Annotated in this window: 9 protein-coding genes; all 9 read right to left on the bottom strand. The window is 45.9% G+C overall.

Annotated features, from left to right (window positions below; translation table 11 throughout):
- Positions 1 to 4: 4 nt before the first annotated feature.
- Positions 5 to 628, bottom strand: a complete 624-nt coding sequence (gene rplC / locus FE296_RS02235) for a 50S ribosomal protein L3 (protein WP_053779208.1) — start codon at positions 626 to 628, stop codon at positions 5 to 7.
- A 45-nt stretch (positions 629 to 673) separates the two neighbouring features.
- On the bottom strand, positions 674 to 982 hold the full coding sequence (gene rpsJ, locus FE296_RS02230) for a 30S ribosomal protein S10 (protein ID WP_017692074.1): 309 nt from the start codon (positions 980 to 982) through the stop codon (positions 674 to 676).
- A 437-nt stretch (positions 983 to 1,419) separates the two neighbouring features.
- A complete protein-coding gene (gene tuf, locus FE296_RS02225; protein WP_062836181.1) occupies positions 1,420 to 2,610 on the bottom strand; it encodes an elongation factor Tu in 1,191 nt (396 codons plus the stop codon).
- A 95-nt stretch (positions 2,611 to 2,705) separates the two neighbouring features.
- Positions 2,706 to 4,784, bottom strand: a complete 2,079-nt coding sequence (gene fusA, locus FE296_RS02220; protein ID WP_124118838.1) for an elongation factor G — start codon at positions 4,782 to 4,784, stop codon at positions 2,706 to 2,708.
- 48 nt (positions 4,785 to 4,832) lie between these two features.
- On the bottom strand, positions 4,833 to 5,303 hold the full coding sequence (rpsG, locus tag FE296_RS02215) for a 30S ribosomal protein S7 (RefSeq protein WP_018753997.1): 471 nt from the start codon (positions 5,301 to 5,303) through the stop codon (positions 4,833 to 4,835).
- Positions 5,304 to 5,390: 87 nt separating this feature from the next.
- Positions 5,391 to 5,813, bottom strand: coding sequence for a 30S ribosomal protein S12 (rpsL, locus tag FE296_RS02210; protein WP_017692070.1), 423 nt, complete (start codon positions 5,811 to 5,813; stop codon positions 5,391 to 5,393).
- A gap of 153 nt (positions 5,814 to 5,966) precedes the next feature.
- Positions 5,967 to 6,215 (bottom strand): ribosomal L7Ae/L30e/S12e/Gadd45 family protein, encoded by a 249-nt coding sequence (locus FE296_RS02205; protein ID WP_124118839.1) that lies wholly within the window; start codon positions 6,213 to 6,215, stop codon positions 5,967 to 5,969.
- Between the two features lie 204 nt (positions 6,216 to 6,419).
- Positions 6,420 to 10,034: a DNA-directed RNA polymerase subunit beta' gene (gene rpoC, locus FE296_RS02200; RefSeq protein ID WP_091039166.1), complete on the bottom strand. Its 3,615-nt coding sequence runs from the start codon at positions 10,032 to 10,034 to the stop codon at positions 6,420 to 6,422.
- A gap of 113 nt (positions 10,035 to 10,147) precedes the next feature.
- Complete coding sequence (gene rpoB / locus FE296_RS02195; protein WP_091039164.1) at positions 10,148 to 13,693, bottom strand: DNA-directed RNA polymerase subunit beta; 3,546 nt, start codon at positions 13,691 to 13,693, stop codon at positions 10,148 to 10,150.
- Positions 13,694 to 14,019: the final 326 nt, after the last annotated feature.

The following is a 14,019-nucleotide window of genomic DNA, read 5'->3' as shown; positions in this document are numbered from 1 at the left end:
GTGGTTATTTTTTCACCGTTTCTTTAACTTTAATGAGACTGTTTTTCGGTCCAGGAATGGAACCTTTCACGAGCAACACGTTACGCTCAGCGTCTACTTTAACTACTTCAAGACGTTGGATTGTAACAGTATCATGTCCCATGTGTCCTGGCAGGCGTTTGCCTTTAGGAACGCGGTTAGCTTGGATCGAACCCATTGAACCAGGGCCACGGTGGTAACGCGAACCGTGTGACATAGGTCCAGTGCTTTGTCCCCAACGTTTGATAACGCCGGCAAAACCTTTACCTTTAGATACACCCGTTACGTCAACGAATTCGCCTTCAGCGAAAATGTCAGCTTTCAGTTCTTGGCCAACTTCATATTCTGCGATGTTGATACCGCGAACTTCACGAACGTAGCGCTTAGGGGCAGTGTTCGCTTTTTTAGCGTGACCTGCTTCTGGCTTGTTAGCATTTTTCTCTTTCTTATCGGAGTAACCGATTTGAATTGCTTCGTAGCCATCGTTCTCAATGTCTTTCTTTTGCAAAACAACACAAGGGCCTGCTTCGATAACCGTTACTGGAACTACGTTACCTTCAGGAGTAAATACTTGAGTCATTCCGAGTTTTTTTCCTAAGATTGCTTTCATGTTGACACCTCTTTTCCTCTATACATGGTCTTTGTTGTAGCTATATTACAATTTAATTTCGATATCTACACCGGACGGCAGATCCAAGCGCATCAAGGCATCCACAGTTTGTGGAGTCGGGTTAACGATGTCGATCAAACGTTTATGTGTACGTTGCTCGAATTGTTCCCGAGAATCCTTGTACTTGTGCACCGCACGAAGAATAGTAATGATTTGTTTTTCAGTAGGAAGCGGAATCGGACCGGATACACCAGCACCCGAACGTTTTGCTGTTTCAACAATTTTCTCCGCGGATTGATCAAGAATTCTGTGGTCGTAAGCTTTCAAACGAATACGAATTTTTTGCTTTGCCATTTTAGTCCCTCCTTCTATCGCCCAATTTTTTATCGGACATACTCCGTGAAAATTTTCTAGCCACTCTCCCATGGCAAAGGGGCCGGGTGTGCCAGTAACCTCTCACATCATCGCAACGTCACAGAACAACATTCATTATTATATAGAAAAGATAGGCGTATTGCAAGCATATTTAAGAAAAACATTTAAACTTATCTTTTCTGATGAAATGACTTCGTTTATTGCAGTGTTATTCTTCAATATCCAGGCTGCCTTGCCAATCCTTCTAAACTCGTAAATGATGTTCATTTCGTATGACGCAGGTTCCGAAACTTTAAACATAATAAAAGAGTTCTCTATCCGATGTCGGATAAAGAACTCTTCCGAAGCTTCGTTACAATACAATGTTACTCGTTCCAGTACACTGTTGCATATGCTTTATTCAGCGTTAAGCCGAATTATTTTTGGATAGATGCTACGGAACCGGCACCTACTGTACGTCCGCCTTCACGAATGGAGAATTTAGTTCCTTCTTCAATCGCGATTGGGGAGATCAGGGAAACAGTAACAGTGATGTTATCACCAGGCATTACCATTTCAGTACCTTCAGGCAAGTTGATGATGCCTGTTACGTCAGTTGTACGGAAGTAGAACTGTGGACGGTAACCAGTGAAGAATGGTTTGTGACGTCCGCCCTCTTCTTTAGTCAGAACGTAGATTTGAGCTGTGAATTCTGTGTGAGGCTTAACAGAACCCGGTTTAGCCAAAACTTGGCCACGCTCGATGTTGTTACGGTCAACACCACGAAGAAGTGCTCCGATGTTGTCACCAGCTTGAGCGGAATCCAGCAATTTGCGGAACATCTCAACGCCTGTTACAACAGATTTTTTAGTTTCTTCAGTGATACCAACGATTTCGATCTCTTCGCCGACTTTAACAGTACCACGCTCTACACGGCCAGTAGCAACAGTACCACGACCAGTGATGGAGAATACGTCCTCGACAGGCATCAAGAAAGGCTTGTCAGTTTGACGCTCAGGCAGTGGGATGTAAGTGTCGATCTCTTTGAACATCTCAACGATTTTTTGAGCCCATTCGCCATCTGGGTTTGCCAGTGCTTCACGAGCGGATCCACGAGTGATTGGAGTATCGTCACCTGGGAACTCATATTCGTTAAGAAGGTCGCGAACTTCCATCTCAACCAATTCCAACAACTCTTCGTCTTCAACCATGTCACATTTGTTCAAGAATACAACAATGTAAGGTACGCCTACTTGACGGGAGAGCAAGATGTGCTCACGAGTTTGTGGCATTGGGCCGTCAGCTGCGGATACTACCAAGATAGCTCCGTCCATTTGTGCCGCGCCAGTGATCATGTTTTTAACATAGTCGGCGTGACCTGGGCAGTCTACGTGAGCGTAGTGACGAGTGTCAGTTTCGTACTCAACGTGTGCTGTGGAGATAGTGATACCGCGCTCGCGCTCTTCTGGCGCTTTGTCGATTTGGTCGAATGCTACAGCAGCACCACCGTAAGTTTTGGACAATACAGTTGTGATTGCAGCAGTCAGAGTTGTTTTACCGTGATCGACGTGACCGATAGTACCGATGTTAACGTGGGGTTTATTACGTTCGTATTTAGCCTTTGCCATTTGAACGTGGCCTCCTTAAAATTATAATTTTATGTTTTCACTGAATGAAGTGCTCCGAATTGAATTCTTATGCACTTGCATCCAGTGTGAGAAAACTACTCGGTGCCTTTTGTTTTGGCAACGATTTCTTCAGCGATGCTCTTAGGAACTTCTTCATAGTGAGAGAGTTCCATGGAGAATACGCCGCGTCCTTGAGTACCGGAACGAAGAGTTGTAGAGTAACCAAACATTTCAGACAGAGGTACCTTAGCACGGATGATTTGAGCTCCACTACGGGAATCCATACCTTCGATGCGGCCACGACGGGAGTTCAACATACCCATTACGTCACCCATGTACTCTTCTGGAACAGTTACTTCTACTTTCATGATAGGCTCAAGCAGAACTGGTTTACACTTGTCTTTAGCCGCTTTAAGCGCCATAGATCCGGCAATTTTAAATGCCATCTCATTGGAATCGACATCATGGTAAGATCCGTCTACGATTGTAGCCTTAACGTCAACAAGCGGGAAGCCTGCAATAACGCCGTTTTTCATTTGCTCTTCAATCCCTGACAGTGCAGGTTGAATGTATTCTCTTGGTACGGAACCACCGACAACCTTACTTTCGAACTGGCTGCCTGTACCCGGCTCGAGAGGTTCGAATTCAACCCATACGTGACCGTATTGACCACGACCACCGGATTGACGTACGAATTTACCTTCAACGCGCGCTGGAGCACGGAATGTTTCACGGTAAGCTACTTGTGGTTTACCCACAGTAGTTTCAACCTTGAACTCACGACGCATACGGTCGATGATGATATCAAGGTGAAGCTCACCCATACCTGCCAAGATTGTTTGACCTGTTTCTTCGTCAGTATGAGCACGAAGAGTTGGATCCTCTTCAGTCAACTTACCGAGAGCAACACCCATTTTATCTTGGTCAGCTTTGGTTTTAGGTTCAACGGCGATTTCGATAACCGGATCAGGGAAGTTCATTGACTCCAGGATAACCGGATTTTTCTCATCACATAGTGTATCACCTGTACCCGTATCTTTCAAACCTACGGCAGCTGCAATATCACCGGAGTAAACTTCAGTGATCTCTTGACGGCTGTTCGCATGCATTTGAAGGATACGACCGATACGCTCACGTTTGTTTTTAGTGGCATTCAATACATATGAACCGGATTGAAGAACACCGGAGTATACGCGGAAGAATGTCAATTTACCTACGTAAGGGTCAGTCATGATTTTGAATGCCAATGCGGAGAATGGCTCTTCATCAGAGGACTTACGAACTGCTTCAGTTCCATCTTCAAGATGACCAGTAATTGATGGTACATCTGTTGGAGCTGGCAAGTAGTCGATAACAGCATCCAACATCAGTTGAACACCTTTGTTACGGTATGAGGATCCACAGATAACTGGGAAGATCTTAACATCTACAACACCTTTACGGAGTACGGATTTGATCTCATCAATTGTGATCTCTTCGCCTTCCAGGTATTTCATTGTCAAATCTTCGTCCAGTTCAGCAACGCGCTCAATCAACTCGTTGCGAAGTTCTTCAACTTGATCTGCAAATTCTGCAGGAATGTCGGTTTCTTCGATATCTTGACCAAGATCATCTTTGTACATATGAGCTCTTTGTGCAACGATATCGATGATACCTTTGAAATCATTTTCAGCGCCGATTGGAAGTTGAATCGCAACAGCGTTCGCTTGAAGGCGATCACGCATGTCAGATACAACGTTCAGGAAGTCAGCACCGATGATATCCATTTTGTTTACATATGCGATACGAGGTACGCCGTACTTGTCAGCCTGTCTCCATACGGTTTCGGACTGAGGCTCAACGCCTTCTTTCGCACTGAATACACCAACTGCTCCGTCCAATACACGAAGGGAACGTTCAACTTCAACAGTGAAGTCAACGTGTCCCGGGGTATCAATAATATTAACGCGGTGGCCTTTCCAAGCAGCGGTAGTTGCAGCGGAAGTAATCGTAATTCCGCGCTCCTGTTCCTGTTCCATCCAGTCCATTGTCGCAGCGCCTTCGTGTACTTCACCGATTTTGTGCGTACGTCCTGTGTAGAACAAGATCCGCTCAGTTGTCGTGGTTTTACCCGCATCAATATGAGCCATGATCCCGATATTACGTGTATTTTTTAAGGAGAACTCTCTAGCCATGAAATGGGTCTCCCTTCAAAATAGAAGTTTTTTATTGTGAACTGAATCCTACCAACGGTAGTGAGCAAACGCTTTGTTCGCTTCAGCCATTTTGTGCGTATCTTCACGTTTTTTAACGGAAGCGCCTGTGTTGTTGGAAGCGTCGATGATCTCAGCCGCCAAACGCTCTTCCATTGTTTTCTCACCGCGGTTGCGGGAGTAGTTCACGAGCCAACGTAGTCCCAGAGCAGTACGTCTCTCTGGTTTTACCTCGATTGGTACTTGGTAGTTGGCACCGCCGACACGGCGAGCTTTAACTTCCAGGACTGGCATGATATTCTTGATTGCTGCTTCAAATACTTCCATCGGGTCATTACCCGTACGTTCTTGAATCAACTTGAACGCATTATACAGAATGCTTTGAGCAACACCGCGTTTTCCGTCGAGCATGATGCGATTGATCAAACGAGTAACCAACTTGCTGTTGTATACCGGATCTGGCAACACGTCTCTTTTCGTAACTGGACCTTTGCGTGGCATGGATATCCCCCTTTCTTTCTTGTTCAGCAGACCCTGTACCTTCCAGACCTAAGCCAGAAGGCTTTCAGGTTCTCTGCTTATAATGGTTTAGGCTTTTTTAGCTTTTGGACGTTTTGCACCGTATTTCGAACGAGCTTGCATACGGTTGTTTACGCCTGCAGTATCGAGAGCTCCACGAACGATGTGATAACGAACTCCTGCAAGGTCTTTAACTTTACCTCCGCGGATCAATACCACACTGTGCTCTTGAAGGTTATGTCCGATTCCCGGGATATAAGCAGTTACCTCGAGACGGTTCGTCAAACGAACACGAGCATACTTACGAAGTGCAGAGTTTGGTTTACGTGGAGTCATTGTACCTACACGAGTGCAGACACCACGTTTTTGTGGGGCACTGATGTTAGTAGATTCACGTTTCAAAGCGTTGAATCCTTTTTGCAAAGCTGGAGATTTTGACTTCTCAACTTTTGCTTGACGTCCTTTACGAACCAGTTGATTGATAGTTGGCATGTGATTGCCACCCCCTTCCTCAAATATTCATGTTTCTTTATAAACCTCTTTTCGCTAAGTCCACAGACCCAGGCGGTTCATAAAAAGACAAATGAAAAGTTTTTGCCTTGGAGAATCCCTAAAAGTTCTCGGACAAAAACGTTCCTTACACTATCATTTTACGACAGCAGCCATGGCTGCTCCCACTCCAATCCCGCAAGCTTTGCCGAGATTTTTCATTGTATCCACTTTCGTGTACCTCACATTGTGTTGTTCACACAAGGCAATGATTTTGGAAGTGAGCTGCGGATCACTATCTTCTGCGACATAGACTTCAGAAGCCATACCTGTCTGCACCATCCGCATGGTCTGTTTGGTACCTATTTTGACATGAGCATCTTGCAAGGCTTTTTCATTAGACATTGTGCATTCCTCCGAATAGAACCATGTACAATCAGCTGCCCACGCACCTTTGATATATTAGCATCTAGCGCAAGCATTGTCAATGCTAATACTAAAAGATTTTATAAAAGTTTACGCACATCAGGATTTGTCCGCCTGCACTATACAAGCGTCCGCCTCCTGACGTACAAAACTTTCATCCTCTCTAAATGAGGAGAAATCTATTTAATCAACCGAAACTGGCTCGAGTTCTTCTACTGAAGATTGGCCATCTTCTGGCTCAGCAAATTTGATGCTGCGGTAACGGTGCATACCTGTACCTGCAGGGATCAATTTACCGATGATTACATTTTCCTTCAGACCAAGCAACTGATCGACTTTACCTTTGATCGCTGCATCTGTCAGTACACGTGTAGTTTCTTGGAACGAAGCCGCTGAGAGGAACGAGTCTGTTTCCAGGGATGCTTTCGTAATACCGAGCAGGATTGGTTTAGCAACCGCTGGCTCTTTATCACTAAGAATCGCAATTTTGTTAGCTCTTTCGTACTCATGCGTATCTACGAACGACCCTGGCAACAGCGTTGTATCCCCTGCATCTACGATGCGGATTTTACGCAGCATTTGACGGATCATAACTTCAACGTGCTTGTCATTGATTTCTACGCCTTGGTTACGGTATACGCGCTGTACTTCCTGCAAAATGTAGTTTTGTACGCCACGTACGCCTTTAATGCGCAGCATTTCTTTCGGATCGATGGAACCGTCTGTCAACTCGTCACCCGCTTCAATTTCCATGCCTTCGCTTACGCGCACACGGGAACCGTAGGTAACAGAGTATACTTTGGACTCCGCTTCACCTTGAATTTCGATTTCACGACGATCTTTCGCTTCGCGAATCTCTTTAACCACACCATCAATCTCACTGATCGTTGCTTGACCCTTAGGATTACGAGCTTCAAACAACTCTTGGATACGCGGCAAACCTTGCGTAATATCGTCTCCGGCTACACCGCCGGTGTGGAACGTACGCATTGTAAGCTGTGTTCCTGGCTCACCAATGGATTGTGCTGCAATAATACCAACTGCTTCACCAATCTCCACGTGTTTACCTGTCGCAAGGTTACGACCATAACACTTCTTGCAGACACCGTGACTTGCACGGCAGCTGAGTACGGAGCGGATTTGCAATTTGGTGATTCCCGCTTTGATGATCGCTTCTGCTTTATCGGAGTCAATCAATTCATTGCGACCTGCAATGATTTCTTTTGTTTCCGGATGACGAACTGTCTCGAAGCAGTATCTGCCTTCAATACGGTCGTAGAGATCTTCGATAACCTCTTTACCATCCTGGATACGACTTACCGTAAAGCCTTTATCTGTACCACAATCATCATCACGCACGATTACGTCTTGGGCTACGTCTACGAGACGACGAGTCAGGTAACCTGAATCGGCTGTACGCAGGGCTGTATCCGCCAAACCTTTACGCGCTCCGTGAGTGGAGATAAAGTACTCGAGTACCGTCAGACCTTCACGGAAGTTCGATTTGATTGGGAGTTCGATAATACGACCGGATGGGTTGGCCATCAGACCACGCATACCGCCCAATTGGGTGATTTGCGATTTGTTACCCCGTGCTTTGGAGTCTACCATCATCATGATCGAGTTGTAACGATCCATGGACTTCATCAGAATCTCAGTGATGTCATCTTTGGATTTTGACCAGATATCAATGATACGGTCATAGCGCTCTTCATTCGTAATCAGACCACGACGGTACTGATTCGTAACGATTTGTGCTTTTTCCTCAGACTGTCTAAGAATTTCAAACTTCTCAGGCGGAACGATAACATCAGATACCGCAACCGTAATACCGGCACGTGTAGAGTATGTGAATCCAAGTTGTTTGATTTTATCCAAAATAACGGCTGTTTCCGTTGTGTGATAAATTTCAAAACAACGTGCAATGATGGAGCCGAGGTATTCTTTACCGACACCGCCAGCCAGAGGAGCATTCATAATAGCTTCTCTGAGATCAGCACCTTTTTCATATACAAATGAGTGATCTGCAGTACCTTGGTACAGGTTCGCACGAGTCGCATCATTGATATACGGGAAGCTTGCCGGGAAAATCTCATTGAAGATAATTTTACCGATGGTAGTCAGCAACATTCCTTCTTGTTGCTCTTCCGTGAAGCTTGTTTTACCAAGCGCCTTAACCGGAATAGCTACACGAGCGTGCAGACCAGCAGTACCACGTTGGTATGCCGATACAGCTTCGTTAACTGTACGCAGGATCATACCTGTGCCCTTTTCTTCCTTGTTGTCCATAGTGAGGTAATAAGAACCAAGCACCATATCCTGGGAAGGAGTAACAACCGGTTTACCGTCTTTCGGGTTCAAAATGTTTCCTGATGCAAGCATCAGAATACGTGCTTCCGCTTGAGCTTCAGCGGACAACGGAACGTGCACGGCCATTTGGTCACCGTCAAAGTCGGCATTGTATGCCGTACATACGAGTGGGTGAAGACGAATCGCTTTACCTTCAACGAGAATCGGTTCAAACGCTTGAATACCGAGTCTGTGAAGCGTAGGGGCACGGTTCAACAGAACCGGATGCTCCTTGATTACTTCTTCAAGAACATCCCATACTTCAGGACTTACACGCTCAACTTTACGTTTCGCGCTCTTGATGTTGTGGGCAAGCCCTTTATTTACAAGCTCTTTCATAACAAAAGGCTTGAACAATTCAAGTGCCATATCTTTCGGTAGGCCACACTGATACATTTTCAGGTAAGGTCCAACAACGATAACGGAACGACCAGAATAGTCAACCCGTTTACCGAGCAAGTTCTGACGGAAACGTCCTTGTTTACCTTTCAGCATGTGGCTGAGAGATTTCAATGGACGGTTACCAGGACCCGTTACCGGGCGTCCACGACGACCATTATCGATCAATGCGTCAACAGCTTCCTGCAACATCCGTTTTTCATTTTGCACGATAATATCTGGCGCGCCCAGATCAAGCAGACGTTTCAGACGGTTGTTCCGGTTGATTACACGGCGATACAAGTCATTCAGGTCAGACGTTGCAAAACGTCCACCATCCAACTGTACCATTGGACGAAGTTCCGGTGGGATAACAGGAAGTACATCCATGATCATCCACTCTGGTTTGTTGCCGGAGTTACGGAATGCTTCGATAACTTCCAGACGTTTGATTGCACGATTACGACGTTGTCCTTGCGCAGTCCGGAGCTCTTCTTTCAGGAACTCGAGCTCTTTGTCTATGTCAAGGTCTTGAAGCAATTTTTTAACCGCTTCTGCGCCCATGCCAGCCTGGAAACCATAGCCGTATTTTTCACGGTAGCTGCGGTATTCTTTCTCGGACAACAGCTGTTTTTTCTCCAGTGGAGTTTCTCCTGGATCAGTTACAACATATGATGCAAAATAAATAATCTCTTCAAGAGATCTTGGAGACATATCCAGAGCAAGACCCATACGGCTCGGAATACCTTTGAAGTACCAGATATGCGATACCGGAGCAGCGAGCTCAATATGGCCCATCCGTTCGCGGCGTACTTTCGCACGTGTTACTTCAACGCCACAACGATCACAGACAACGCCTTTATAACGGACGCGTTTGTATTTACCGCAATGACATTCCCAGTCTTTTGTAGGGCCAAAAATCTTTTCGCAGAACAGCCCTTCTTTTTCCGGTTTCAACGTACGATAGTTGATCGTTTCCGGTTTTTTCACTTCTCCGCGGGACCAAGAACGAATTTTCTCTGGGGAAGCAAGCCCGATCTTCATGTATTCGAAATTGTTGACGTCCAACAAGGAGCAACCCTCCTTAACCAATTCCTGTATTCTAGGTTACGACCACTCCGACCGAAGCCGGAGCAAGACGCGAGCCTGATGAAAAACGCCGGTCATCATGCGCTCGAAGCGGTTTATTCCGCTCCGACCTCTGTACCCTCAAGGTTGAGGCTGAGCTTATCGCTCGCAGCGTCATCTTCATCGTCCATTTCTCTCATTTCAATCTCTTGCTCATCTTCGCTCAAAATCTTAACGTCCATACCCAAGCTTTGCAGCTCTTTGATCAATACTTTGAATGATTCAGGAACGCCTGGTTCCGGAACATTCTCACCTTTGACAATGGATTCATACGTTTTAACCCGACCAACAACATCATCGGATTTAACAGTCAAGATTTCTTGCAGTGTATAAGCTGCACCGTAAGCCTCAAGCGCCCATACTTCCATCTCCCCGAAACGCTGTCCACCAAATTGAGCTTTACCACCCAATGGCTGTTGCGTAACAAGTGAGTAAGGACCCGTGGAACGGGCATGGATTTTATCATCAACCATATGTGCCAATTTGATCATGTGCATGACACCTACGGTAACTTCACGTTCAAACTCTTCACCTGTACGACCATCATACAGGACAGTTTTACCATTACGTTGCATACCTGCTTCTTCCATCGTATCGAAGACGTCATACTCCTTCGCTCCGTCGAATACAGGAGTTGCTACGTGAATACCCAGTTGCATCGCGGCCATACCCAAGTGAACCTCGAGCACTTGACCGATGTTCATCCGGGAAGGTACGCCCAGTGGGTTAAGAACGATCTGAACCGGTGTACCGTCTGGCAGGAAAGGCATATCTTCTTCCGGCAAGATGCGGGCCACGACCCCTTTGTTACCGTGACGTCCGGCCATTTTATCACCCTCGGAAATTTTCCGTTTTTGAGCGATATATACACGAACGAGTTGGTTAACACCTGGAGGCAGTTCATCACCGTTTTCACGGGTAAATACTTTCACGTCTACTACGATACCGTCAGTACCATGTGGTACACGCAAGGAAGTATCACGCACTTCACGTGCTTTCTCACCAAAGATCGCATGCAAGAGACGTTCTTCTGCTGTCAGCTCTGTTACACCCTTAGGTGTTACTTTACCAACCAGAATGTCGCCAGCACTAATCTCAGCACCGATGCGGATAATACCGCGCTCATCCAAGTTACGCAACGCTTCTTCCCCAACGTTAGGGATGTCACGTGTGATCTCTTCAGGTCCGAGCTTGGTATCACGCGCTTCTGACTCATACTCCTCGATATGGATGGATGTGTATACATCTTCCTTAACGAGTTTTTCACTGAGCAAGATCGCATCCTCGTAGTTGTAACCTTCCCAAGTCATGAAGGCAACAACAACGTTACGTCCCAGAGCCAATTCACCCATTTCCGTTGAAGGACCATCAGCGAGGATATCGCCAGCTTTGACAGCAGCACCTCTTTTGACAATCGGACGCTGGTTAATGCATGTTCCTTGGTTCGAACGCATAAATTTGTGTAATTTATATTTAACGATATCGCCTTTAACTTCCTGACCGTCCACTTCTTCAACACGACGGAGCCAAATCTCGTTCGCAGAAGAACGTTCAATAATTCCGTCATAATCGGAGACAATACATACACCAGAGTCTTTTGCAGCTTTGTGCTCCATACCTGTACCTACAAGTGGTGCTTTAGGAATCAAGAGTGGAACCGCCTGCCGCTGCATGTTAGATCCCATAAGTGCACGGTTGGAGTCATCGTTCTCAAGGAACGGGATAAGCGCTGTAGCGACGGATACAACCTGTTTAGGAGATACGTCCATGTAGTCAACTCGCTCACTCGGCATCGTAAGGATGTTATCCGACTGTTTGTTGTAACGTACAATGATCGCTTCTTCTTCAAATGTACCGTCTTCGTTCAACTTCGCATTCGCTTGCGCGATAACATAGTTGTCCTCTTCGTCCGCTGTCAGGTAATCAATCTGCTCGGTTACAATACCTGTCTTCGGATCAACCCAGCGATATGGAGCTTCAATGAAGCCATATTCATTCACACGGGCGAACGTAGACAAGGAGTTGATCAAACCGATGTTTGGTCCCTCTGGAGTCTCGATTGGACACATACGGCCATAGTGGGATGGATGGACGTCACGCACTTCCATACCTGCGCGCTCACGCGTCAAACCACCGGGTCCGAGTGCGGACAAACGACGTTTATGTGTCAACTCACCCAGCGGGTTCGTTTGATCCATAAACTGTGACAACTGAGAGCTACCAAAGAACTCTTTAATCGATGCAATAACAGGACGTATGTTAATCAAAGCCTGTGGTGTAATTACGTTAGCATCCTGAATGGACATTCTCTCACGAACTACACGCTCCATACGGGACAAACCGATACGGAACTGGTTCTGCAGGAGTTCACCCACCGAACGCAAACGACGGTTACCCAGATGATCGATATCATCCGTGCTACCAATTCCCTGCAGAAGGTTAAGGAAATAACTGATGGACGAAATGATATCCGCCGGTGTCACGTTTTTAACGGACTTGTCAATGTTTGCATTGGCAATCAGTTTGACCACTTTACCATCTTCAGTTGGTGAGAACACATCAATCGTTTGCATAGGGATATCATTGGCATCCAAAACGCCGTTACCCACGTGATACGTGCGGAATCCAACGCTCTTCTCCAGATACGGCATGATTTCATCCAACAAACGACGATCAACCATTTGACCTGCTTCAGCAATGATTTCACCTGTCTCAGCGTCAACAAGTGACTCAGCCAAGCGCTGGTTAAACAAACGGTTTTTGATGTGAAGTTTTTTATTCATTTTGTAACGACCTACATTAGCCAGGTCATAACGTTTTGGATCAAAGAAACGCGCTACGAGCAAGCTTTTCGCATTATCCAGCGTTGGAGGCTCGCCCGGACGAAGACGCTCATAGATCTCAATGAGTGCTTTCTCCGTGGAATCCGTGTTGTCTTTGTCCAGTGTATTGCGGATATATTCGTCATTACCGAGCAGATCCAGAATCTCAGCATCTGTGCCAAAACCAAGTGAACGCAAGAGAACCGTAACCGGTATTTTACGTGTACGGTCGATCCGGACGTAAACAACATCCTTCGCGTCCATCTCCAGTTCCAACCAAGCGCCGCGGTTAGGAATAACTGTAGCGGTATACGTTTTTTTGGCGTTTTTATCTACTTTGGTACTGAAGTAAACGCTAGGAGAGCGAACCAACTGGCTGACAATAACCCGTTCCGCACCATTAATAATAAATGTGCCCGTGTTGGTCATCAGCGGGAAATCTCCCATGAATACTTCCTGCTCTTTGACTTCGCCGGTTTCCTTATTAATGAGCCGGACTTTGACCCGAAGCGGTGCTGCATAAGTAACGTCACGCTCTTTCGCGTCGTCTACTGTATACTTCGGTTCACCGAGACTGTAATCGATAAATTCCAAAATCAAGTTACCTGTAAAATCCTGGATCGGCGAGATATCCTGGAACATTTCGCGCAACCCTTCCTCCAAAAACCAATCATAGGATTTTTGTTGGATTTCAATCAGGTTTGGAACTTCGAGTATCTCGTTAATTCGTGCATAACTGCGCCGAGTGCGTCGACCATATTGAACAAGATGTCCTGCCAACTTAAACTCACCCCTCAATGTCTACTCACTTTAAAAATTTCGTTGCGAACCTCTGTTTGTAACCTTATAATGGTACACATACAGAGCAAAGCAATGCATCCACAAATAAAGAAAAGCCCTTACTCGAAATGTCGTTCGAAAAAAGAGCAACTTTGATCGGCGGATGTCTTTCCAAATCATTCTTATCCCCAGTTTGCCCAAAATGTACATATTATACGCCAAACGTAGGCATAATAAGCCCGTTCGGCGTAAAAAAAGGTTGACATTTTTAGTTAGCTAAAGCCAAGTAGGGCATCTTAATACTGACATTTTACAATAATACCACG

It is taken from the genome of Paenibacillus sp. UASWS1643, assembly GCF_008693195.1.
Classification (GTDB): Bacteria; Bacillota; Bacilli; order Paenibacillales; family Paenibacillaceae; genus Paenibacillus; species Paenibacillus amylolyticus_B.
The sequence above is the reverse complement of the archived record's forward strand: the minus strand, read 5'-3'. Positions and strand labels throughout refer to the sequence as shown.

What these genes read in the sequence shown, in the direction of transcription:
- rpsJ (WP_017692074.1), bottom strand. Translation starts at nt 982, where the DNA reads ATGGCAAAGCAAAAAATTCGTATTCGTTTGAAAGCTTACGACCACAGA.
- fusA (WP_124118838.1), bottom strand. Translation starts at nt 4,784, where the DNA reads ATGGCTAGAGAGTTCTCCTTAAAAAATACACGTAATATCGGGATCATG.
- tuf (WP_062836181.1), bottom strand. Translation starts at nt 2,610, where the DNA reads ATGGCAAAGGCTAAATACGAACGTAATAAACCCCACGTTAACATCGGT.
- rpsG (WP_018753997.1), bottom strand. Translation starts at nt 5,303, where the DNA reads ATGCCACGCAAAGGTCCAGTTACGAAAAGAGACGTGTTGCCAGATCCG.
- FE296_RS02205 (WP_124118839.1), bottom strand. Translation starts at nt 6,215, where the DNA reads ATGTCTAATGAAAAAGCCTTGCAAGATGCTCATGTCAAAATAGGTACC.
- rpsL (WP_017692070.1), bottom strand. Translation starts at nt 5,813, where the DNA reads ATGCCAACTATCAATCAACTGGTTCGTAAAGGACGTCAAGCAAAAGTT.
- rplC (WP_053779208.1), bottom strand. Translation starts at nt 628, where the DNA reads ATGAAAGCAATCTTAGGAAAAAAACTCGGAATGACTCAAGTATTTACT.